21 protein-coding genes are annotated in these 22,791 nt (G+C 72.3%); 14 read left to right on the plus strand and 7 right to left on the minus strand.

The features are described 5' to 3' along the window. Positions 1–390: 390 nt before the first annotated feature. Together gltB and ACIRJT_RS08675 are read left to right on the plus strand one after the other, a co-directional pair. Entirely contained in the window at positions 391–4,950 is a 4,560-nt protein-coding gene (gene gltB / locus ACIRJT_RS08670; RefSeq protein ID WP_403906290.1) for a glutamate synthase large subunit, read from the plus strand. Then, positions 4,943–6,403, plus strand: coding sequence for a glutamate synthase subunit beta (locus tag ACIRJT_RS08675; protein ID WP_403906293.1), 1,461 nt, complete (start codon positions 4,943–4,945; stop codon positions 6,401–6,403). The genes gltB and ACIRJT_RS08675 overlap by 8 nt, the downstream gene beginning before the upstream one ends. A gap of 189 nt (positions 6,404–6,592) precedes the next feature. On the opposite strand, the gene ACIRJT_RS08680 is transcribed toward ACIRJT_RS08675, so the two are convergent. After that, positions 6,593–7,504, minus strand: a complete 912-nt coding sequence (locus tag ACIRJT_RS08680; protein ID WP_403906294.1) for a rhomboid family intramembrane serine protease — start codon at positions 7,502–7,504, stop codon at positions 6,593–6,595. A 143-nt stretch (positions 7,505–7,647) separates the two neighbouring features. Between ACIRJT_RS08680 and ACIRJT_RS08685 the strand changes: the two genes are divergently transcribed. From ACIRJT_RS08685 to ACIRJT_RS08700, 4 genes are all read left to right on the plus strand, one after another. Beyond that, a complete protein-coding gene (locus ACIRJT_RS08685; protein ID WP_403906297.1) occupies positions 7,648–8,397 on the plus strand; it encodes a vWA domain-containing protein in 750 nt (249 codons plus the stop codon). After that, positions 8,394–8,957, plus strand: coding sequence for a HutD family protein (locus ACIRJT_RS08690; protein ID WP_403906298.1), 564 nt, complete (start codon positions 8,394–8,396; stop codon positions 8,955–8,957). The genes ACIRJT_RS08685 and ACIRJT_RS08690 overlap by 4 nt, the downstream gene beginning before the upstream one ends. Positions 8,958–9,038: 81 nt before the next feature. Then, entirely contained in the window at positions 9,039–9,506 is a 468-nt protein-coding gene (locus ACIRJT_RS08695; protein WP_403906299.1) for a GNAT family N-acetyltransferase, read from the plus strand. Positions 9,507–9,622: 116 nt separating this feature from the next. Further along, on the plus strand, positions 9,623–10,159 hold the full coding sequence (locus ACIRJT_RS08700; protein WP_403906301.1) for a pyridoxamine 5'-phosphate oxidase family protein: 537 nt from the start codon (positions 9,623–9,625) through the stop codon (positions 10,157–10,159). A 24-nt stretch (positions 10,160–10,183) separates the two neighbouring features. Here ACIRJT_RS08700 and ACIRJT_RS08705 read toward each other — a convergent pair whose 3' ends face one another. Both ACIRJT_RS08705 and ACIRJT_RS08710 read right to left on the minus strand, forming a co-directional pair. Then, the gene (locus tag ACIRJT_RS08705) at positions 10,184–11,170 is read right to left on the minus strand and encodes an acyl-CoA dehydrogenase family protein (protein WP_403906303.1); all 987 of its coding nucleotides are present in this window, start codon (positions 11,168–11,170) and stop codon (positions 10,184–10,186) included. Continuing rightward, positions 11,170–12,315, minus strand: a complete 1,146-nt coding sequence (locus tag ACIRJT_RS08710) for an acyl-CoA dehydrogenase family protein (RefSeq protein WP_403906305.1) — start codon at positions 12,313–12,315, stop codon at positions 11,170–11,172. Before ACIRJT_RS08710 ends, ACIRJT_RS08705 begins: the two co-directional genes overlap by 1 nt. A gap of 111 nt (positions 12,316–12,426) precedes the next feature. Between ACIRJT_RS08710 and ACIRJT_RS08715 the strand changes: the two genes are divergently transcribed. From ACIRJT_RS08715 to ACIRJT_RS08735, 5 genes are all read left to right on the plus strand, one after another. Further along, the gene (locus ACIRJT_RS08715; protein WP_403906307.1) at positions 12,427–13,209 is read left to right on the plus strand and encodes an SDR family oxidoreductase; all 783 of its coding nucleotides are present in this window, start codon (positions 12,427–12,429) and stop codon (positions 13,207–13,209) included. A 30-nt stretch (positions 13,210–13,239) separates the two neighbouring features. After that, positions 13,240–13,851, plus strand: a complete 612-nt coding sequence (locus tag ACIRJT_RS08720; RefSeq protein WP_403906309.1) for a TetR/AcrR family transcriptional regulator — start codon at positions 13,240–13,242, stop codon at positions 13,849–13,851. Between the two features lie 43 nt (positions 13,852–13,894). Further along, positions 13,895–15,052: an acetyl-CoA C-acetyltransferase gene (locus tag ACIRJT_RS08725; protein WP_403906312.1), complete on the plus strand. Its 1,158-nt coding sequence runs from the start codon at positions 13,895–13,897 to the stop codon at positions 15,050–15,052. Positions 15,053–15,338: 286 nt separating this feature from the next. Then, a complete protein-coding gene (locus ACIRJT_RS08730; protein ID WP_003969786.1) occupies positions 15,339–15,542 on the plus strand; it encodes a cold-shock protein in 204 nt (67 codons plus the stop codon). Positions 15,543–15,739: 197 nt separating this feature from the next. Next, positions 15,740–17,401: a DEAD/DEAH box helicase gene (locus ACIRJT_RS08735; protein WP_403906316.1), complete on the plus strand. Its 1,662-nt coding sequence runs from the start codon at positions 15,740–15,742 to the stop codon at positions 17,399–17,401. Between the two features lie 78 nt (positions 17,402–17,479). On the opposite strand, the gene ACIRJT_RS08740 is transcribed toward ACIRJT_RS08735, so the two are convergent. Genes ACIRJT_RS08740 through ACIRJT_RS08755 form a run of 4 tightly spaced genes read right to left on the minus strand, consistent with a single transcriptional unit; the run spans position 17,480 to position 21,011 of the window. Next, entirely contained in the window at positions 17,480–18,604 is a 1,125-nt protein-coding gene (locus tag ACIRJT_RS08740; RefSeq protein WP_403906317.1) for an NAD(P)H-dependent flavin oxidoreductase, read from the minus strand. Then, positions 18,604–19,377, minus strand: a complete 774-nt coding sequence (locus ACIRJT_RS08745; protein WP_403906320.1) for a CoA-transferase subunit beta — start codon at positions 19,375–19,377, stop codon at positions 18,604–18,606. The genes ACIRJT_RS08740 and ACIRJT_RS08745 overlap by 1 nt, the downstream gene beginning before the upstream one ends. Beyond that, the gene (locus ACIRJT_RS08750; RefSeq protein WP_403906322.1) at positions 19,374–20,264 is read right to left on the minus strand and encodes a CoA transferase subunit A; all 891 of its coding nucleotides are present in this window, start codon (positions 20,262–20,264) and stop codon (positions 19,374–19,376) included. The genes ACIRJT_RS08745 and ACIRJT_RS08750 overlap by 4 nt, the downstream gene beginning before the upstream one ends. Positions 20,265–20,267: 3 nt before the next feature. After that, positions 20,268–21,011: an enoyl-CoA hydratase family protein gene (locus ACIRJT_RS08755; RefSeq protein WP_403906324.1), complete on the minus strand. Its 744-nt coding sequence runs from the start codon at positions 21,009–21,011 to the stop codon at positions 20,268–20,270. A 158-nt stretch (positions 21,012–21,169) separates the two neighbouring features. Between ACIRJT_RS08755 and ACIRJT_RS08760 the strand changes: the two genes are divergently transcribed. The 3 genes from ACIRJT_RS08760 to ACIRJT_RS08770 are packed head-to-tail and all read left to right on the plus strand — an operon-like array spanning position 21,170 to position 22,672. Then, positions 21,170–22,102, plus strand: coding sequence for an SDR family oxidoreductase (locus ACIRJT_RS08760; RefSeq protein ID WP_403906327.1), 933 nt, complete (start codon positions 21,170–21,172; stop codon positions 22,100–22,102). A gap of 31 nt (positions 22,103–22,133) precedes the next feature. After that, on the plus strand, positions 22,134–22,274 hold the full coding sequence (locus ACIRJT_RS08765; RefSeq protein ID WP_403906330.1) for a hypothetical protein: 141 nt from the start codon (positions 22,134–22,136) through the stop codon (positions 22,272–22,274). Then, positions 22,271–22,672, plus strand: coding sequence for a hypothetical protein (locus tag ACIRJT_RS08770; RefSeq protein ID WP_403906332.1), 402 nt, complete (start codon positions 22,271–22,273; stop codon positions 22,670–22,672). The genes ACIRJT_RS08765 and ACIRJT_RS08770 overlap by 4 nt, the downstream gene beginning before the upstream one ends. Positions 22,673–22,791: the final 119 nt, after the last annotated feature.

Below are 22,791 nucleotides of genomic sequence, written 5' to 3' on the forward strand. Positions count from 1 at the left end.
CAACCCGTGTGACGTACGTCTTGGCGCCGCCCACTGGGCGGGACGGGTCCTGCGGCCGTAAAATGAGACTCTATGCAGGGCTACACATAAGTAGCCGTTACTCGGTGGTTTCGTTTCCTTCGCCACCGGGCATGAGCCGTAGGCACCGCAGGCAACGACGCCTGCTCTCTGCGGGTCCCCGGGCGCCGATCGTTCCGACAGCGACCCACCCCCTGGACGGTCCGGTCACCTCTGGTCACCCAGTCACTTCCGGTCACCACGGTGTCCGCATGTTGGAACACGCCTTCCGCTTCTTGAGAAGCGCCCCATCATGTAACCTGCACGAAATTTCGCAGAGGGCCAACGTCGTCCCTCGGCACCGCAAATGCCACGACGACGACGGGAGAGCCGATGCGTATCGACGCCTGGTCGCCCATGGACGGTCGCCCCGCCCAGCAGGGGATGTACGACCCCCGTAACGAACACGACGCCTGTGGTGTCGGGTTCGTGGCCACTCTGACCGGTGTGGCCAGCCATGAGCTGGTCGAGCAGGCGCTGACCGTACTGCGCAACCTCGAACACCGCGGCGCCACCGGCTCCGAGCCCGACTCCGGCGACGGCGCCGGCATTCTCTGCCAGGTCCCGGACGCCTTCCTCCGCGCCGAGACCTCCTTCGAACTTCCCGAGGCCGGCTCGTATGCCGTGGGCATCGCCTTCCTCCCCGCGGACGACTCCACCGAGGCCGTCCGGACGATCGAGCACATCGCCGCGCAGGAGGGCCTGACGGTCCTCGGCTGGCGCGACGTCCCGGTCACCCCCGAACTCCTCGGCAACGGCGCCCGCGCCACCATGCCCACCTTCCGCCAGGTCTTCGTCGCCGACGGCGAGTCCACCGGCATCGTCCTGGACCGCAAGGCCTTCGTCCTGCGCAAGCGTGCCGAGCGTGAGGCCGGGGTGTACTTCCCCTCGCTCTCCGCTCGCACCATCGTCTACAAGGGCATGCTCACCACCGGGCAGCTGGAGCCGTTCTTCCCGGACCTCTCCGACCGCCGCTTCGCCTCCACGGTCGCGCTGGTCCACTCCCGCTTCTCCACCAACACCTTCCCCAGCTGGCCGCTGGCCCACCCGTACCGCTTCGTCGCGCACAACGGCGAGATCAACACGGTCAAGGGCAACCGCAACTGGATGAAGGCCCGCGAGTCCCAGCTCGCCTCCGAACTCTTCGGCCAGGCGCAGCTGAGCCGGATCTTCCCCGTCTGCACCCCGGACGCCTCCGACTCGGCCTCCTTCGACGAGGTACTGGAGCTGCTCCACCTCGGCGGGCGCTCGCTGCCGCACTCGGTGCTGATGATGGTCCCCGAGGCGTGGGAGAACCATGACTCGATGGACCCGGCCCGGCGCGCGTTCTACCAGTACCACGCCACGATGATGGAGCCCTGGGACGGCCCGGCCTGCGTCACGTTCACCGACGGCGTCCAGGTCGGCGCCGTCCTCGACCGCAACGGTCTGCGCCCCGGCCGCTACTGGGTCACCGACGACGGCCTCGTCGTGCTCTCCTCCGAGGTGGGCGTCCTGGACATCGACCCCGCGAAGGTCGTCCGCAAGGGCCGCCTCCAGCCCGGCAAGATGTTCCTCGTCGACACCGCCGAGCACCGCATCATCGAGGACGACGAGATCAAGGCGTCCCTCGCCGCCGAGCAGCCCTACCAGGAGTGGCTGGAGACCGGCGAGATCGAGCTGAGCGACCTGCCCGAGCGTGAGCACATCGTGCACACCCACGCCTCGGTCACCCGCCGCCAGCAGACCTTCGGCTACACCGAGGAAGAGCTCCGCGTCATCCTCGCGCCGATGGCCCGCACCGCCGGCGAGCCCCTCGGCTCCATGGGCACCGACTCGCCGATCGCCGCGCTCTCCGAGCGCCCCCGGCTGCTCTTCGACTACTTCACCCAGCTCTTCGCCCAGGTCACCAACCCGCCGCTGGACGCCATCCGCGAGGAGCTCGTCACCTCGCTGCGCTCCTCGCTGGGCCCCCAGGGCAACATCCTGGAGCCGACCGCCGCCGCGTGCCGCAGCGTCACGCTGCCCTTCCCGGTGATCGACAACGACGAGCTCGCCAAGCTGATACACATCAACGCCGACGGCGACATGCCGGGCATGAAGGCCGCCACCCTCTCCGGCCTCTACCGGGTCGGCGGCGGCGGTGACGCGCTGGCCGCGCGCATCGAGCAGATCTGCACCGAGGTCGACGCCGCCATAGAGGACGGCGCCCGCCTGATCGTCCTCTCCGACCGGCACTCCGACGCCGAGCACGCGCCGATCCCCTCGCTGCTGCTCACCTCCGCCGTCCACCACCACCTCATCCGCACCAAGCAGCGCACCCAGGTGGGCCTGCTGGTCGAGGCCGGGGACGTCCGCGAGGTCCACCACGTCGCGCTGCTCATCGGCTACGGCGCCGCCGCGGTCAACCCGTACCTCGCCATGGAGTCCGTCGAGGACCTCGTCCGCGCCGGCACCTTCATCGAGAACATCGAGGCCGAACAGGCCATCCGGAACCTGATCTACGCGCTCGGCAAGGGCGTCCTGAAGGTCATGTCCAAGATGGGCATCTCCACCGTCGCCTCCTACCGCGGCGCCCAGGTCTTCGAGGCCGTCGGCCTGGACGAGGCCTTCGTCGCGACGTACTTCAACGGCACCGCCACCAAGATCGGCGGCGCCGGCCTGGACGGCGTCGCCAAGGAGGTCGCCGCCCGGCACACCAAGGCCTACCCCGCCTCCGGCATCGCGGCCTCGCACCGCGCGCTGGAGATCGGCGGCGAATACCAGTGGCGGCGCGAGGGCGAACCGCACCTGTTCGACCCGGAGACGGTCTTCCGCCTCCAGCACGCCACCCGCAACCGGCGCTACGACATCTTCAAGCAGTACACGGAGCGGGTGAACGAGCAGTCCGAGCGCCTCATGACGCTCCGCGGCCTCTTCGGCTTCGACTCCGGCCGCGAGCCGATCTCCCTCGACGAGGTCGAGCCCGCCTCCGAGATCGTCAAGCGCTTCTCCACCGGCGCCATGTCCTACGGCTCCATCTCCCGCGAGGCGCACGAGACGCTCGCCATCGCGATGAACCAGCTCGGCGGCAAGTCCAACACCGGTGAGGGCGGTGAGGACCCGGACCGCCTGTACGACCCGGCGCGCCGCTCCTCCATCAAGCAGGTCGCCTCCGGCCGCTTCGGTGTGACCAGCGAATACCTGGTCAACGCGGACGACATCCAGATCAAGATGGCGCAGGGCGCCAAGCCCGGCGAGGGCGGCCAGCTGCCCGGCCACAAGGTCTACCCGTGGGTCGCCAAGACACGTCACTCGACGCCCGGCGTCGGCCTCATCTCGCCGCCGCCGCACCACGACATCTACTCCATCGAAGACCTCGCGCAGCTGATCCACGACCTGAAGAACGCCAACCCGCAGGCGCGGATCCACGTGAAGCTGGTCTCCGAGGTCGGCGTCGGCACGGTCGCCGCCGGTGTCTCCAAGGCCCACGCGGACGTCGTCCTCATCTCCGGCCACGACGGCGGAACGGGCGCCTCCCCGCTCACCTCGCTCAAGCACGCGGGCGGCCCCTGGGAGCTCGGCCTCGCCGAGACCCAGCAGACGCTGCTGCTCAACGGCCTGCGCGACCGCATCGTCGTGCAGACCGACGGCCAGCTCAAGACCGGCCGCGACGTCGTCATCGCCGCGCTCCTCGGCGCCGAGGAGTTCGGTTTCGCGACCGCGCCGCTCGTCGTCTCCGGCTGCGTCATGATGCGCGTCTGCCACCTGGACACCTGCCCGGTCGGCATCGCCACCCAGAACCCGGTCCTGCGCGACCGGTTCTCCGGCAAGGCCGAGTACATCGTCAACTTCTTCGAGTTCATCGCCGAAGAGGTCCGCGAGATCCTCGCCGAGCTGGGCTTCCGCACCATCGAGGAGGCTGTCGGCCACGCCGAACTCCTCGACACCGACCGGGCGATCACCCACTGGAAGGCGCAGGGCCTGGACCTGGCTCCGCTCTTCTTCGTCCCCGAGCTGCCCGAGGGCGCGGTCCGCCACCGCATCGTCGAGCAGGACCACGGTCTGACGAAGGCGCTCGACAACCAGCTGATCAAGCTGGCCGCCGACGCGCTCGGAGCGACCAGCCCCGAGACCGCCCAGCCGGTCCGCGCCCAGGTCGCGATCCGCAACATCAACCGGACCGTCGGCACCATGCTCGGCCACGAGGTGACCAAGAAGTTCGGTGGTCCCGGCCTGCCCGAGAACACCATCGACATCACCTTCACCGGCTCGGCCGGCCAGTCCTTCGGCGCGTTCGTGCCGCGCGGGGTCACCCTGCGCTTGGAGGGCGACGCCAACGACTACGTCGGAAAGGGCCTCTCCGGCGGCCGGGTGATCGTCCGCCCCGACCGGGGCGCCGACCACCTCGCCGAATACTCCACCATCGCCGGCAACACCATCGGCTACGGCGCGACCGGCGGCGAGGTCTTCCTGCGCGGTCGTACCGGCGAGCGCTTCTGCGTCCGCAACTCCGGTGCGCTCGTCGTCTCCGAGGGCGTCGGCGACCACGGCTGCGAGTACATGACCGGCGGCCAGGCCGTCGTCCTCGGCGAGACCGGCCGCAACTTCGCCGCCGGCATGTCGGGCGGCGTCGCGTACGTCATCGACCTGAACCGCGACAACGTCAACGTCGGCAACCTCGGCGCGGTCGAGGAGTTGGACGACACCGACCGGCAGTGGCTGCACGACGTCGTGCGCCGCCACCAGGAGGAGACCGGCTCCACCGTCGCCGAGAAGCTCCTCACGGAGTGGGACACCGCCGTGACCCGCTTCAGCAAGATCATCCCGTCCACGTACAAGGCAGTGCTCGCCGCCAAGGACGCCGCTGAGCTCGCCGGTCTCTCCGAGCAGGAGACCACCGAGAAGATGATGGAGGCGGCGACCCATGGCTGACCCCAAGGGCTTCCTGACCACCGGACGCGAGGTCGCCCAGACCCGCCCCGTGGCCGAGCGCGTCAAGGACTGGAACGAGGTCTACGTTCCGGGCTCGCTGCTCCCGATCATCAGCAAGCAGGCCGGCCGCTGCATGGACTGCGGCATTCCGTTCTGCCACAACGGCTGCCCGCTCGGAAACCTCATCCCCGAGTGGAACGACTACGCCTACCGCGAGGACTGGACCGCGGCGTCCGAGCGGCTGCACGCCACGAACAACTTCCCGGAGTTCACCGGGCGGCTGTGCCCGGCCCCCTGCGAGTCGGCGTGCGTGCTCGGCATCAACCAGCCCGCCGTCACCATCAAGAACGTCGAAGTCTCCATCATCGACAAGGCGTGGGACAGCGGCGACGTCACGCCGCAGCCGCCCGAGCGGCTCTCCGGCAAGACCGTCGCGGTCATCGGCTCGGGCCCGGCGGGACTCGCCGCCGCCCAGCAGCTGACCCGGGCCGGCCACACCGTCGCCGTCTACGAGCGCGCGGACCGCATCGGGGGCCTCCTCCGCTACGGCATCCCCGAGTTCAAGATGGAGAAGTCGCACATCAACCGCCGCATCGAGCAGATGCGCCTGGAAGGCACCAAGTTCCGTACGGAGGTGGAGATCGGCAAGGACATCGACGCCGCGAAGCTCCGCCGCCGCTACGACGCGGTCGTCGTCGCGGCCGGCGCCACCGTCTCCCGCGACCTGCCCGTCCCCGGCCGTGAGCTGGGCGGCATCCACTTCGCGATGGAGTACCTGCCGCTCGCCAACAAGGTGCAGGAGGGCGACCTGACCGTCGCCCCGATCCACGCAGGCGGCAAGCACGTCGTCGTCATCGGCGGCGGTGACACCGGAGCCGATTGCGTGGGCACCGCCCACCGCCAGGGCGCGGCATCCGTCACCCAGCTGGAGATCATGCCGAAGCCGGGCGAGGACCGGAACCCGGGCCAGCCGTGGCCGACCTTCCCGATGCTCTACAAGGTCACCTCCGCGCACGAGGAGGGCGGCGAGCGGGTCTACTCCGTCTCCACCACCCACTTCGAGGGCGACGAGGACGGAAACGTCGCGGCCCTCCACCTGGTGGAGGTCGAGTTCAAGGACGGTAAGCTTGAGCAGAAGCCCGGCACGGAGCGGCGCATTCCCGCGCAGCTCGTCACCCTCGCCATGGGCTTCACCGGAACCGACCAGTCCAACGGTCTGGTCCAGCAGTTCGGCCTGGAGCTCGACCAGCGCGGCAACGTCGCCCGCGACGAGCACTACGCGACCAACGTCGAGGGCGTCTATGTCGCCGGTGACGCGGGGCGCGGCCAGTCGCTGATCGTCTGGGCGATCGCCGAGGGCCGCTCCGCCGCCCGCGGAGTGGACCGCTTCCTGACCGGGACCAGCGCCTTGCACGCGCCGATCCGCCCGACGGACCGCTCCCTGCTGGTCTGAGCACCACCCGGGTTCCCCCTGGGCCACGCGGCCCGGGGGAGCCCCACAAGACGTCCCGTACAACGGCGTACGGAACTGAACGCGGCGCCTGCCTGTCCCCGACCGGACTCCAGCGGGCGCCGTGGCGCGTCCGGGGCCGGGTGCCTTCCACGGCGCCCGGCCTCAGCCGCCCGGCCACGGCGCCCGGCCTCAGCCGCCCGTCAGGGCCGAGGTCTTCAGCACCACCGCCACCGCGAACAGGCCCGTCAGCACCAGCCCGCCCGCGAGCTGCGCCGGCCAGGTCCGCAGCTTCGCCGGCGTGAACGCGAGCCCGTACGTCACCAGGGCCCCCGTCAGCAGCCCGCCCAGGTGCCCCTGCCACGAGGTGAACGCGGCCGAGATCAGCATCCAGAGCAGAAATCCGGCCATGAAGCGGTTGACGGCCGCCATGTCACGGCCGAGCCGCCGGTGGATGACCCAGTACGCGGCGGCCAGCCCGAAGACCGAGCCGGAGGCGCCGACCGTCGAGGTGTCCGGGGCCAGCAGGTACACCAGGACCGAACCGCCCACCGCCGACAGCAGGTACAGCGAGAGATAACGGGCCCGCCCGAGCTGGCCCTCCACCGCACGGCCGATGTTCCACAGCGCGAGCATGTTGAACACCAGGTGCATCACCCCGAACGAGGCGTCCGGCGGAAGGTGCAGGAAGGCCCCGGTCACCAGCCGGTACCACTCGCCGTCCGCGATGCCCGTCAGGTCGTACCCGGGGTAGGTGTCACCCCGGTAGTAGTACTGCTCGCCGTCCGGCCCCGTGAGCGCCGCCCCGAGCACCGCGAACCGGTCCACGATCTCGGGCCGCACCACCTCGCCGAGGTAGGCCAGGACGTTGAGCGCCATCAGAACGTACGTCACCACCGGCGCCGTCGCCCGGGACACCGCACCGCCGAAGACCGTACGGGCCTGCCGTACCGAGCGCTGCCCCTCCTTCACGCACTCCACGCAGTGGTGGCCGACAGCGGCCTCCCGCATGCAGTCCGGGCAGATGTAGCGGTCGCAACGGGTGCAGCGGACGTACGTCTCGTAGGACGGATGGCGGTAGCACGCGGTGGCGGCGGCCTCCATGGCCGACTCCTTCACTGGGGATGTGCAACGGGGCCGGTGGGGGCGGCGGCGATCAAGATAGCGAACCGGAGTGACCGGCGTTAAGTCCGGGGCCGGTCGTGGCCTACGCTCAAGGTCCGCGGAGCACAGAACGGGGGCCCGTCATGAACGGCGCGAACACGGCCGCGGGCACCGGCCCGGCCATCAGCCTCACCAAGGTGCGGGAGACGGCTCCGGCCCTGGTCAGCCACTACACGAGCGCCGGGATCTCGCTGGAGAAGCACGGACTGGGCGGTCACCGCGCGGCCGTCTACCTCGTCCTCGACCACTCCGGCTCGATGAAGCCGTACTACAACGACGGCAGCGTCCAGGCGCTGGCCGACCGGGTGCTGGGCCTGTCGGCCAACCTCGACGACGACGGCACGGTGCCCGTCGTCTTCTTCTCCACCGACGTCGACGCGGTCACCGACATCGCCCTCGACAACCACCACGGCCGGATCGACGAGATCCGGGCGGGCCTCGGGCACATGGGGAGGACCAGCTACCACCTGGCGATGGACGCGGTCATCGACCACTACCTCGACAGCGGCTCCACCGCGCCCGCCCTCGTCGTCTTCCAGACGGACGGCGGGCCGATCAACAAGCTCGCCGCCGAGCGCTACCTCTGCAAGGCCGCGAAGCTGCCCCTGTTCTGGCAGTTCGTCGGCTTCGGCAACACCCGCAGCAGCCAGTTCGACTTCCTCCGCAAGCTCGACGAGCTGGCCGTCCCCGCCGAGCGGATCGTCGACAACGCCGGGTACTTCCACGCGGGCCAGGACCCCCGGAAGGTCCCGGACCCCGAGCTGTACGACCGGCTCGTCGCCGAATTCCCGCTCTGGCTCGCCGCGGCCCGGGAGCGGGGGATCGTCCGATGACGGTACGGATCCTGCGCGCCGCCGACCGCCCGACCGTCCCCTGGAAGAACGGCGGCGGGACCGTCCGCGAGATCGCCGCCGGCCCCGAGGGCGCCGGGACCGACGCCTTCGACTGGCGGGTGAGTCTGGCGGACGTCACCGCCGACGGGCCGTTCTCGCGGTTCCCGGGTGTGGAGCGCGTCCTGACGGTGGTCGAGGGCGCGGGCATGGACCTCGTCGTCGGCGGTGAGCACCACATCGTCGACGAGCCGCTGTGGCCGTACGGCTTCCCCGGGGACCTGCCCACCGAGGGCTTCCTGCTGGGCGGGCCCGTCGTCAATCTCAACGTCATGTACCGCAGGGCCCGTACGCGGGCGGAGGCCGCCGTCGTCTGCGGCACGGTCCGCCTGCTGCCACCGGAGGGCGGCGCGGTGCTGGCCGTCTCCCTGGACGACGGCGCGGAGCTGGAGGGCGGTGGCGTCCGGCTGGACCGCTACGACGCGGTCCTGGCGGCCGGGGTGTCGCCCGGGGTCCTGCGGACGATGGGCCAGGCGGTGCTGATCACGTTCTCGGACGCGTGACCGATCGGTTCCCGGCGGCCGGCTCCCGGCGGCCGGGAAACTCGGCTGCCGATCTCCCCGCCTCGGGATACGGTCGCGCCCATGCCCGAAAACGCACCCGAACGCACCGTGATCCGCCGCTATGCCGCCGCCGACGAGAACGCGGCGGTGGACGTCTGGTCCCGTGCCGGCAGCCCGGCGCACCCCTTCATCCCCGGCGAGGGCGAGGGCGAGCGCGCCCGCAAGATGCGCGAGGTCTATCTCGTCCACGCCGAGAACTGGGTCGCCGAGACGGACGGCCGTGTGGTGGCCCTCCTGGGCCTCCTGGACGCCGAGATCGGCGGCCTCTTCGTGGCTCCGGAGGCACAGGGCACCGGGGTGGGCCGCCGCCTGGTCGAACACGCGGCGGCGCTGCACGGCGCGTTGACCCTTGAGGTGTACGAGAAGAACACGGGGGCCCGGAGCTTCTACGCCCGGATGGGTTTCGTGGAGGAGAGCCGCCGCGTCGACGAGGAGTACGACGAGGTCATGCTGAGGCTCACCCGGCCGGCTCCGGCGAACCACGCCTGACGCGGCGAGACGGTGACGCCGTTTGACGAGATGGTGCTCGGTCCGTCGGAATCCGCCCGCCTGTCGCGCGTAAACACCGACAGGAGATGTCGGGTATCCGGTGTTCCATGGCATCCATGGCATCCACGACGTCTTCATCCCCTTCGCACGCGCCTGTCTCCTGGGACGGCTTCGCCGCCGCCGAGCCCGAGTTCGCCGACACCGTGCGGCGCCGCTTCCGGCTCTACAAGCACCACGTCCTGGCCACCCTGCGCAAGGACGGCTCGCCCCGGGTCACCGGCCTGGAGGCCGACTTCCGCTTCGGTGAGCTGCTGCTCGGCATGATGCCGAACTCCCGCAAGGCCCTGGACCTGCGCCGCGATCCGCGCTTCGCGCTCCAGGCCAACCCCGGGCCCGACGCCGAGCTGAACGACGGGGACGTCCGCGTCAGCGGCCGTGCCGTGGAGATCACCGACCCGCGGGTGATCGCCCGCTTCATCGAGGAGGCGGCCCCGCCGGAGCCCTTCCACCTCTTCCGGGCGGAGCTGGCCGAGGTGGTCCGCATCGGGCTCGACGGCGAGGCGCTGGTCATCCGGTCCTGGCGGCCCGGGCAGCCGCTGCGCACCGTGCGCCGCACCGGCGACGACACCCCGCCGACGACCGACGCGTCCTGAACCGGGGGCGACGCGCCCCCGGCCTCAGCCCGCCAGCACCCGGGCCCGGCAGGCGGACGGCGTCCCCCAGGCGTCCCGCAGCGGCCGGGCCCGGCGCAGCCACCACGCGAGGTCCAGCTCCTCGGTGTAGCCGACCGCGCCGTGGGACTGGAGCGCGGTGCGGGCCGCCGCGTACCCCGCCTCACCCGCCGCCGCCTTCGCCGCCGCGACCGCCGCCCCCGCCCCGGCCGTTCCCCCGGCCAGCTCCACCGCCGCCCCGTACAGCAGCGGACGCGCGAACTCCAGGCCGAGCAGGGTGTCCGCGAGGCGGTGCTTGACCGCCTGGAAGGACCCGACGGGCACCCCGAACTGGGTGCGCCGCTTCACGTACGCCACGGTCGCCCGCAGCAGCTCCTCCCCGCAGCCCAGCGCCAGGGCCGCCGTGGCGAACGCCGCCAGGTCACCCGCCGCCCGCGCCGCCCCGCGCACCCCGGGGCCGGCCGCCGCCACCTCGCCGCCCGGCTCCGGCCTGAACAGCCGCCGTGCCGGATCCGCCGACGCAGACGGCTCCCCGGGCCCCGGCGCGAGCCGCAGTTCGTCGCCGTCCACCGTGAACACCGCGTCCGCCGCGTCCGCGTCCAGGGCGTACGGCCCGTGCCCGGCCAGCCGCAGCGAGAGGAGCGCCTCGCCGGAGGCGATCCTGGGCAGCCACTCCTTCGCCGCCGGTCCGCCCGCCCCGCCCAGCAGAACCCCGGCCGCCAAGGTCTCCGCCACCGGTCCGGGCACCGCGTGCCGCCCCAGCTCGACGCAGGCCACTGCCAGCTCCACGGGGAGCGGCCCGAGGCCCCCGTACGCCTGAGGGACCGCGAGCGCGAACACCCCCGCGTCCCCGAGCCGCCCCCACAGGGCCCGTCCCGGGGCGTGGTCCCCGGCCGCCCACGCCCGCAGGACCGACGGCGTGCCGGCCGCCGTCAGCATCGCGTCCAGCGACCGGGCGAACTCCCGCTGCTCGTCGTCGAGGAGGAAACGCATCAGCGCCGTCCCTTCGGCAGGCCGAGCAGCCGCTCGGCGATGATGTCCCGCTGGATCTCGTTCGTCCCGGCGTACACGGGGCCCGCGAGCGCGAAGACGTACCCCTGTGCCCACGCCGTGTCCGCCAGCTCCGCGTCCGGGCCCAGCAGATCGAGCGCCGTCTCGTGCAGCGCGATGTCGTAACCCGACCAGAACACCTTGTTCAGGCTGGACTCGGGCCCCAGCGACGCCCCCGCCGCGAACCGGGCCGCGGAGGCGGCCGTGAACAGCTGGTACGCCCGCGCCCCGATCACCGCGTCCGCCACCCGGTCCCGCAGCGCCGTGTCCGCCGGGTCGCCCGCCTCCCGCCACAGGTCCTTGAGCCGGTCGGCGGCGGCCAGGAAACGGCCGGGGGAGCGGAGGGTGAGGCCGCGCTCGTCGCCGGTGGCCGACATGGCGATGCGCCAGCCCTGCCCCGGCTCCCCGATGACGTCCGCGTCCGGTACGAAGACCTCGTCGAGGAAGATCTCGGCGAACGCGGGCTTCCCGTCCAGCCGCCCGATCGGGCGGACCGTGACCCCGGGGTCCCGCAGCCCGAACATCAGGTACGTCAGCCCCTGGTGCGGTTTCGCCGCCCCCGGGTCCGTACGGAAGATGCCGAAGGCCCGGTCCGCGAAAGCCGCCCGCGAGGACCAGGCCTTCTGCCCCGACACCAGCCAGCCGCCGTCCGTGCGCACCGCCCGCGACCGCAGTGCCGCCAGGTCCGACCCGGCCTCCGGCTCCGACCAGGCCTGCGCCCAGATGACCTCGCCGCTCGCCATCGGGGGCAGGACCCGGGCCCGCTGCTCCGCCGTGCCGTGGGCGAGGAGGGTCGGGGCGAGGAGGCTGATCCCGTTCTGCGAGACCCGGCCCGGCGCGCCCGCCGCCCAGTACTCCTCCTCGAACGCCAGCCAGCCGAAGAGGTCCGCGCCCCGGCCCCCGTACTCCTTCGGCCAGGAGACCGCCGACCAGCGGCCGGTGTGCAGCAGCGCCTCCCACTCCCGGTGCGCGGCGAATCCCTCCCCGGTCTCCAGGGAGGGCAGCGGCCGGGCCGGTACGTGGTCCCGGAGCCAGGCCCGCGCCTCGGCCCGCAGGGCTGTCGTGCGTGCCGTCTGCGCCATATCCATGAGGCGTCCGCCTTCCGTCCGGTCGGCGCCGTCGCCGAGCACGTTCCCTAACAAGTGTTTGGTAGGTTAACGTACGACCCACAGACCGTCGAGAAGTCGGGGGACCGGGCCATGGACACACCGCCGTACCTGCCGGGACACGGACTGCTGGCCGGCCGCACCGCCGTCGTCACCGCCGCCGCCGGGGCCGGGATCGGCGGCGCGACCGCCCGCCGCTTCCTGGAGGAGGGCGCCCGCGTCGTGATCGGCGACGCCCATGCCCGCCGGCTGAAGGAGAGCGCGCACGCCCTCGCCGACGAGTTCGGCGCCGACCGCGTCACTCACCTGACCTGCGACGTCACCGACGAGGCCCAGGTCGGCGCCCTCTTCGCCCACGCCGAACGCGCCCACGGCGGCCTCGACATCGTCGTCAACAACGCGGGCCTCGGCGGCACCGCCGAACTCACCGAGATGACCGACGACCAGTGGACGAGGATCCTCGACGTCACCCTGAACGGCACCTTCCGCTGCACCCGCGCCGCCCTGCGCTCCCTCAAGGCCGCCGGCACCGGGGGAGTCCTCGTCAACAACGCCTCCGTCGTCGGCTGGCGCGCCCAGCGCGGCCAGGCCCACTACGCCGCCGCCAAGGCCGGCGTCATGGCCCTCACCCGCTGCGCCGCCGTCGAGGCCGCCGACTACGGCGTACGCGTCAACGCCGTCGCCCCCAGCCTCGCCATGCACCCGCACCTGGCCAAGGTCACCTCCGCCGAACTGCTCGCCGAACTCACCGCGAAGGAGGCCTTCGACCGGTACGCCGAACCCTGGGAGGTCGCCAACGTGATCGTCTTCCTGGCCAGCGGCTACTCCTCGTACATGACCGGCGAGGTCGTCCCCGTCAGCAGCCAGCATGCGTGAACACACGGGCCGCGGGCGGACAATGGCCGGGTGCCTACCAAGAAGAAGCCCCAGGTGACCCCCACGCCGGAGCGACGCCGTGAACTGCTCGCCACCGCCGCCGAGGTCTTCGCCGCCCACGGATACAACGCCACCACCGTCCGCCGGATCGCGGACGAGGCCGGGATGCTCGCGGGCAGCCTCTACTACCACTTCGATTCCAAGGAATCGATGATCGACGAGATCCTCTCCACCTTCCTCGACGAGCTCTGGCAGGGCTACGACACGGTCCTGGAGTCCGGCCTCGGCCCCCGCGAGACCATCGAGGCCCTGGTCACCGAGTCCTTCCGGGAGATCGACCGGCACCGCCCCGCCGTCGCGATCTACCAGAAGGAGTCCAAGCACCTCGCCAACCAGCCGCGCTTCACCTACCTCGTCGACTCGCAGACGAAGTTCGAGAAGGCCTGGCTCGGCACCCTGGAACGCGGCGTCGCCGAAGGCGCCTTCCGCGACGACCTCGACATCCGCCTCACCTACCGCTTCGTCCGCGACACCGTCTGGGTCGCGGCCTCCTGGTACCGGCCCGGCGGACACCACAGCCCCGAGGAGATCGCCCGTCAGTACCTCTCGATGGTGCTCGACGGAATCGCCCTGCGTACGTAACCGAAAGACCGGTCCATCCCGAGCGCACCGAGGAGCAGCAGCCATGGCCGAGGCCTACATCGTCGAAGCGGTACGCACCCCCGTCGGGCGGCGCGGGGGCGGCCTCGGGGCCGTCCATCCCGCCGACCTCGGCGCGCACGTGCTCAGAGAGCTGATCGCCCGCTCCGGCGTCGACCCGGCGGCCGTCGAGGACGTCGTCTTCGGCTGCCTCGACACCGTCGGACCGCAGGCCGGCGACATCGCCCGTACGTCATGGCTGGCCGCCGGACTGCCCGAGGAGGTCCCCGGCGTCACCATCGACCGGCAGTGCGGCTCCTCCCAGCAGGCCCTCCACTTCGCGGCCCAGGGCGTCCTCTCCGGCACCCAGGACCTCGTCGTCGCGGGCGGTACCCAGAACATGACCCAGATCCCGATCGCCTTCGCCTCCCGGCAGGCCGCCGAACCCCTCGGTCTCACCCAGGGGCCGTACGCGGGCAGCGAGGGCTGGCGCGCCCGCTACGGCGACGCCCCCGTCAACCAGTTCCACGGCGCCCAGCTGATCGCCGAGAAGTGGGGCATCAGCCGCCGGGACATGGAGGACTTCGCCCTCACCTCCCACCACCGGGCACTCCGCGCCATCGACGAGGGCCGCTTCGCCCGCGAGATCGTCGCGTACGGGGACGTCACCGCGGACGAGGGGCCGCGCCGCGACACCACCCTGGAGAAAATGGCCGGTCTGCGACCCGTCGTGGAGGGCGGCACCATCACCGCGGCCTGCTCCTCCCAGGTCTCCGACGGGGCCGCCGCCCTGCTCATCGCCTCGGAACGGGCCGTCGCCGAACACGGGCTCACCCCGCGGGCCCGCGTCCACCACCTGTCCGTACGGGGCGAGGACCCGATCCGGATGCTCTCGGCCCCGATCCCGGCCACCGCGCACGCCCTGAAGAAGACCGGCCTCACCCTCGACGCCATCGACCTCGTCGAGATCAACGAGGCGTTCGCCCCGGTCGTCCTCGCTTGGCTGAAAGAGACCGGTGCGGACCCCGAGCGGGTCAACGTCAACGGCGGAGCCATCGCGCTCGGCCATCCACTCGGCGCGACCGGGGCCCGGCTGATGACGACCCTGCTGCACGAACTGGAACGCACCGGCGGCCGCTACGGGCTCCAGACGATGTGCGAGGGCGGCGGACAGGCCAACGTCACCATCGTCGAGCGGCTCTGAGAACCGGTCCCCGGGGCCGCCCGCGCCCCGGCGGGCCCGCCCGTACACCCTCTGGTCAGCAAAGTTTTCCCTCCGGCGGCGCGGCGCGCTCCGCCGCCGGACGAGAGGACGTGCTAGGGTGTTTCCCGTTGCAGTTTTGGTACCCATGAACTTTATGTGCGCCTGACGGGAATGCTTCCTCAGGCGCTTTATTGTTTTCCGGCTTTCTCCGGGTGGGGCTCAATGCGGCGACTTGGAATCCGTAAAGTGCGGGTTCTCGGCACTGCACCTCTTTTAGGAGAATGACATGGCTACTGGAACCGTGAAGTGGTTCAACTCGGAAAAGGGCTTCGGCTTCATCGAGCAGGACGGCGGCGGCGCCGACGTCTTCGCCCACTACTCCAACATCGCCACCTCGGGCTTCCGTGAGCTCCAGGAGGGCCAGAAGGTCTCCTTCGACGTCACGCAGGGCCAGAAGGGCCCGCAGGCGGAGAACATCGTCCCGGCCTAATTGCCGGACGCGTACCTCGCTGACCGGGGCCCGCACCGTGAAGGTGCGGGCCCCGGTTTGTGCTGTCCGAGCGACGACCCGTCGCAACAACCCGTTCTGTGCGCACATCCTGGGGGCGCACCCGGACGGCCGGGCCGGCACATCGCAGTAAACCCATCCGGCAGTTGCCCAGGAATCCCCCAGGAGGGCAATTCCGTATGACCAGCTCCGAACGCCAGGACCGCACCCCCCGCTCGCGACCGGCCCGTGGCCGGGGCCGCGGCCAGGGCGCGGGTACCCAGGCTCCCGCGAACGGCCGGGGCGGCGCGCCCCGCTCCAAGGCCCAGGGCGGCTCCAAGCCCCCGGCCCGCCGTCGCGCCACTCCGCCGCAGGGCGAGTTCGCCCTGCCGGAGACCGTGACCCCCGCGCTGCCCGCCGTCGACGCCTTCGCCGACCTGGACATGCCCGGCGGGCTGCTGAAGACCCTCACCGCGCAGGGCGTCACCGAGCCCTTCCCGATCCAGGGCGCGACCCTGCCGAACTCGCTGGCCGGCCGCGACATCCTCGGCCGCGGACGCACCGGCTCCGGCAAGACGCTCGCCTTCGGCCTGGCGCTGCTGGCCCGCACCGCAGGGCGCCGCAGCGAGCCGCGCGCCCCGCTCGCCATGGTCCTCGTGCCCACGCGTGAGCTGGCCCAGCAGGTCACCGACGCGCTGACCCCGTACGCGACCGCCGTGAACCTGCGGCTCGCCACCGTCGTCGGCGGCATGTCGATCACCAAGCAGTCCGCCACCCTGCGGCGCGGCGCCGAAGTGCTCGTCGCCACCCCGGGCCGGCTCAAGGACCTCATCGAGCGCGGCGACTGCCGCCTGGACGAGGTCTCCATCACCGTCCTCGACGAGGCCGACCAGATGGCCGACATGGGCTTCATGCCGCAGGTCGTCGCCCTGCTCAAGCAGGTCGAGGCAGACGGGCAGCGGATGCTGTTCTCCGCGACCCTCGACAAGAACATCGACCGGCTCGTGAAGATGTTCCTCACCGACCCGGTCGTGCACTCCGTCGACCCGTCCGCCGGTGCGGTCACCACGATGGAGCACCACGTCCTCCACGTCCTGGACGAGACCGACAAGAAGGCCGTCGCCACGAAGATCGCCGCCCGCGAGGGCCGGGTGATCATGTTCGTCGACACCAAGCGCGCCGCCGACCGCTTCGCCAAGCGGCTGCTCGCCAGCGGTGTACGGGCGGCCGCCCTGCACGGCGGGCGCTCCCAGCCGCAGCGCAACCGGACGCTCGACCAGTTCAAGAACGGGCAGGTCACCGCGCTCGTCGCGACGAACGTCGCGGCCCGCGGCATCCATGTCGACGACCTCGACCTGGTCGTCAACGTGGACCCGCCGACCGACCACAAGGACTACCTCCACCGCGGCGGGCGCACGGCGCGCGCCGGGGAGTCCGGCAGCGTCGTCACGCTGGTGCTGCCCGAGGAGAAGCGCGAGATGACCCGGCTCATGCAGGACGCGGGCATCGCGCCGCGCACCACGCGGGTCACCTCCAGCGACGCGGAACTGGGCCGGATCACGGGGGCCCGCGAGCCCTCGGGCGTCGCGATCGTGATCGAGGTGCCGCAGGCGACGCCGCCGAAGCAGCGGACCCGGTCGGGCGGTGCGGCGGGCGGCTCCGGCGGGGGCGCGGTGCGCTCCGGCAGCCGGGGACGCGGACGGCGCGGGGCCGCCGGCGTCGGTGGCGGTGGCGGTGGCGGTGCTCAGGGTGCGCGTTCCGGTGGCGGTGCGGGGCGCTCCGGTGGCGCGGGCCGCTCCGGCGGCGAGGCGCGCGGCGCCGGTCGCTCCGGTGCGCCTGCTCGGGGCCGTCGGGCCGCGTAGGGCCTGTTTCAGGCCGTCCGGCGATTGAGGACCGGGGTCCGGGGCAGGGCCCCGAAAGCCCCCGACCGGGCTTCTTCCTCAAGCGCCGGACGGGCTGGGTGCGGCCGCCTGGTTGTCGGTGTCGGCCGAGGGCCCGGGCTCCGGCCGATGTGGCCGGGGCGGGTCGACCAGACGCGCGCGGGCCGTCTCCGCCTCCGCCACGATCCGGTCCACCAGCTCCGCCACGCTCGGCAGGTCCTCGATCAGGGCAGCGACCTGGCCCGATGCCATGATGCCGAGGTCAGTGCGGCCGTCGACCATGGCCGCCCTCAACAGCATCGGGGTGTTCGCCGCCAGCAGCACCTGACTCCAGCTCAGCTCCTTGCCGTGCCGCATCGCCAGGCCGTCGCGGACCATGCCCGGCCGGCTCAGGCCGGAGATCCGGCGGAAGCCGGACGCCCGGCGCACCGCCCGGTACAGGGAGCGCAGCCGGCCCGCACCCTCCAGCTCCGCCACCATCTCCGTACGGAGCATCCGGTGCGGGAGGCCGTCCACCGCTCTCGTCAGGGTGATGTCCTTGGCGGTCGCCGCCAGATAGCGGGCCTTCACCGCGTCCGGGACCGTCGAGTCCGACGTCAGCAGGAACCGGGTGCCCATCGCGACGCCCGCCGCCCCGTACGCCAGCGCCGCCACCAGACCCCGGCCGTCATGGAAGCCGCCCGCCGCGACCACCGGGATGTCCACCGCGTCCACGACCTGCGGCAGCAGCACCGTGGTGGCGACCTCCCCGGTGTGGCCGCCGCCCTCGCCGCCCTGCACGATCACCGCGTCCGCGCCCCAGGCCGCGACCTTCTCCGCGTGCCGCCGGGCCCCCACCGACGGGACGACGACCACGCCCGCGTCCTTCAACTCCGCGATCAGCTCCTTCGACGGGGCGAGTGCGAACGACGCCACCCGCACACCCTCCTCGACCATGATCCGGACCCGCTCCCGGGCGTCCCCCGCGTCCGCCCGCAGGTTCACCCCGAACGGCGCGTCCGTCCGGGACTGCACCTCCCGTACGGCCGAACGCAGTTGGTCCGGTGACATGGTCGCCGAGGCCAGGATGCCGAGCGCCCCGGCCCGTGCGGTCGCGGTGACCAGACGGGGGCCCGCCACCCAGCCCATCCCGGTCTGCACGATCGGGTGCCGCACGCCGACGAGGTCGGTCAGGGCGGTGCGCATCAGGACCGGACCTCCCGGTCCCGGGTGCGGGCCGGGTCGACGACCTCGCGGATCAGGGTGAGTTCGGCCGCGGTCGGGTCGCGGGTGTACGGGACGTCGGCGGGGACCGCGAGTGCGAAGCCCGTCGCTTCGCGGACCTGGTCCACCGTGACGCCGGGGTGGACCGAGGCGAGGCGCATCGAACGGTCGGGCGTCGCGAAGTCGAAGACCCCGAGATCGCTGACGACCCGGGGGATGCGGTGGAAGCGGGTGGCGGAGGGGCCCGCCGCCCGCGCGCTGTCGTGGCCGACTCCGCAGATCATGTCGACGCGCTCGACGAAGACCCGGGGGGAGTGCCGGGGGATCCAGTAACTCACGGGGTTGTTCAGGGTGTTGACCGGGGCTCCGCGTACGCCGAGCAGTTGCCGCGAGGGCTGCTCCCAGTCGCCGATGCAGGAGATGTTCTGGTTGCCGAAGCGGTCGATCTGGCTCGCGCCCATCATCACGTGCCGCCGCCCGCCGGTCACCAGCGCCAGATGCCTGCGGTAGGGCAGCCAGCCCTCCGCCTCGCCGTCCGGGCCGACGAGTGTCGCCTCGCCGTCCGTGAGCAGCAGGTCGGGGGCGAAGGTCAGCCGGGCCAGCCGCGCGCCGGCCGACGGCACCGCGCCCATCGGGCTGGCCAGGATCTCGCCGTCGCCCCGCCAGGCCTCGGCGCAGGCGATCACGCAGTGCTCGGCACGGGTGATGCTCCCGGTGTCGGCCTCGGTGTCGGTGTCGGGGGTGGGTGCGTTCATGTCTGCTCCTCGTGCCAGGTGCGGACCGCCTGCTGGTAGCCCTTCTCGTCGCCGTCCGGCGGCAGGAAGCGGGCGGCGAACTCCGCCCAGGCGGCCGGGTCCGCCGCCGCGGCGGCGTAGGCCTTCTGGAACGGCTCGTCGCGCGGGTGGTCGGGTACGCAGGACGTGAAGTGCGCCCCGCCCGGGGTCTCCACGACACCGGTGACCGAGTGCCGTTGGACGAGGAGGGTCTGCGGGGCGGTGGCGTTCCCGGTCAACTCCTCCGTCCGTACGATGCGTTCGCAGGAGACGTACGCCGCGTCCGCCGCTTCGCAGAACAGGTCGTCGAAGTAGGGATCGGGGCCCAGGTACTGGCCGTTGCCGAGGCGGTCCGCCCGGTTGAGGTGGACCAGCGCCGCGTCCATCCGCAGGGCCGGCGCCGCCACGAACTCCTCGCCGTCCTCGTACGGTGAGGTCACCGTGCGCAGCTCGGGGTTGACCCGCATCACATCCGATCCGAGGCCCGCGCGAACCGGCAGGAACGGCAGCCGGTTCGCCGCCGCGTGCAGCCCCCACATGAACATCGCCTCGTCGATCTCCGTCAGGGCGAACGCCCCGCGCTGCCGGGCCGCCCGGTAGTGCGGCTCCAGCGGGATGGAGTCGAGCGTCACGAATGCCGTGACCAGGCGGGCGATCCGGCCCGCCGCGGCCAGCAGCCCCACGTCCGGGCCGCCGTAGGAGATCACCGTGAGATCGGTGACGGGCGACCGGAGCAGCGCCCTGACCAGGGCCATCGGCTTGCGGCGGGACCCCCAGCCGCCGATCCCGATCGTCATGCCGCTGCTCAGCCGGTCGACGACCTCCTCGGGCGTCATCGTCTTGTCGCGCACATGAGGGGGAGTGGTCACGGTTCAGGCCTCCTTGCCGAAGGTGTCGCGGACCCGGGCGGCGGTCCCGGCGAGGTTCGCCTCGAAGGTGAACCCCTGCTCGAAGCGGTAGCTGCGCTGTACGTCGACGGGGTCGATGCCGTTCAGCGCGGCTTTCGCGAGCCGCAGCAGGTGGCCGTCCTTGGCGGCGATCTCGGCCGCCAACTCCAGTGCCGCGTCCATCAGTTCCCCGGCCCGGACCACCCGCCAGACCGATCCGTGGGCGAGCAGCTCGGCCGCGGTCACGGTGCGGGAGGTGTAGTACAGCGTGCGCATCAGGTGCTGCGGGACCAGCCGCGCCAGGTGGGTCGCGGCGCCGAGCGCACCCCGGTCCAGCTCCGGCAGGCCGAAGACCGCGTCCTCGCTCGCGACGATCGCGTCGGCGTTCCCGACGAGCCCGACCCCGCCGCCCAGGCAGAACCCCTGCACCGCCGCGACGACCGGGACCTCGCAGGCGTACACCGCGGCGAACGCCTCGGCGCAGCCCCGGTTGGCGCCCAGCAGGGCCTCGTGCCCCGTGTCGCGCTGCAACTCCTTGATGTCGACGCCCGCGTTGAAGCCGCGCCCGGCGGCGGCCAGGACGACGCAGCGGACCCCGGGATCGAGGCCCGCCGAGCGGACGGCGTCCGCCAGGTCGTACCAGCCCCGCACGGGGAGCGCGTTGACGGGGGGACGGTCCACGGTGACGACGCGCACGCCGTCCGAGGGGCTGGCGGTGGAGACACTCATCGGAGGATCAGCTACCTTTCCACCAAACATTTGTTAGGTGGACGGTAGCAGTCCCGTCCCCGTGCGCCAACCGGCCGTCCGCCGGCCGTCTCCTGGCCGCCCATCGGCCGTCAACGGGCCACTGGCCGTCAACCAGCCTTCGATCATGGGGAGATGAGATGACCGCACCCACCGCACGCCGTGCCGGACTCTGCGCGGACCGGGTCGTCGCCGTCACGGGCGCCGGGCGGGGGCTCGGCCGGGCCCACGCCCTGGCCTTCGCCGCCGAAGGGGCGCGGGTCGTCGTCAACGACCTCGGCGTCGGACCCGACGGGGGCGGTGGCTCCTCCGGCCCGGCCCGCGAGGTCGTCGACGAGATCGCGGCGGCGGGCGGCGAAGCCGTCGTCCACGGCGGCGACATCGCCACGGCCGAGGGCGCGGCCTCCTTGGTCGCCACCGCCGTGGAGACCTTCGGACACCTCGACACCCTGGTCAACAACGCGGGCTTCCTGCGCGACCGGATGCTCGTCAACCTGGACGAGGACGACTGGGACGCGGTGATGCGGGTCCACCTCAGGGGCCACTTCCTGCCCCTGAAGCACGCCGCCGCCCACTGGCGGGCCGAGGCGAAGGCGGGCCGCCCGCCGGTCGCCCGGGTCGTCAACACCAGCTCCGGCGCCGGACTCCTCGGCAGCGTCGGCCAGGGCAACTACGCGGCGGCCAAGGCCGGAATCGTCGCCCTGACCCTGGTCGCCGCGGCCGAGCTGGGCCGGTACGGGGTCCACGTCAACGCCCTCGCCCCGGCCGCCCGGACCCGGATGACCGAGCGGACCTTCGCCGAGGCGATGGCGGCCCCGGGGGCGGGGGAGTTCGACGCCATGGCCCCCGCGAACGTCTCGCCCCTCGTCGTCTGGCTCGGCTCCGCCGCGAGCGAGGGGGTGACGGGCCGCGTCTTCGAGGCCGAGGCGGGCCGCATCACCGTCATGGAGGGCTGGCGCCCGGGCCCCACCGACGACCGGGGCGCGCGCAGATCCCCGGCCGAGGCGGGCGAGACGGTGCGCCGGCTGCTGGCGGACGCGGAGGAGCCGGGGCGGGTCCACGGGGCGCCCTAGCGGGGGATCATCAGGTGATGGATCAGAACTTGTGGGTAGTGCTGCCGGACGGGAGCGCGATCAGTGGGAGTACGTGTCGGGGCAGGCACTCGGGCCGTTGCGCTTCGGGATGAGCTGGACGGACTGCGCCGCTGCCATGGCCGGGCTGGGCTTCGCCGACGTTCGGACGTGACCGAAGAGGGCCGGCGCGTCGCCGAGTTCCGCAAGCCGGAGCCGTACGCGTGGCAGGCGGCGGTGAAGCGCTCCTTCGACGTGGTCGATCGGGACTGTGTTCTGGCGTACGTACTCGTGGACGGGCGCATCGGCCCACAGGTCACCTGCGAGGGGATACGGCTGATCGGCCGTGAGCCGTCGGAACTCGCTCAGGAGATGGAGGCGCACGCCGCCGCACACGGGAGGGACATCGGATTCGGCTGCGGCGGAGATGTCCTCTGTGACGGCTTCGAGACGGAGCCGGGCACACAGCGTGCTGGCGACAACGTCGTGACCTGGGCATTCTTCTTCAGCGCAGGGGAAGACCACAGCAACGCCAGGGATGCCGATCCGGCGGCGATCCGGCAGCACCGGTAGGCCGATCGCCGACCGCGTCGCGTTGCCGTCCGGGCATCCGCCGAGCCGCGTCCATGCCCCGGGACCCGCGCCCCGCCGAGCGCGTACGGCTCACGTGCCCGGGACCCGTGCCCCGCCGA

The organism is Streptomyces sp. NPDC102283, assembly GCF_044766265.1.
Classification (GTDB): Bacteria; Actinomycetota; Actinomycetes; order Streptomycetales; family Streptomycetaceae; genus Streptomyces.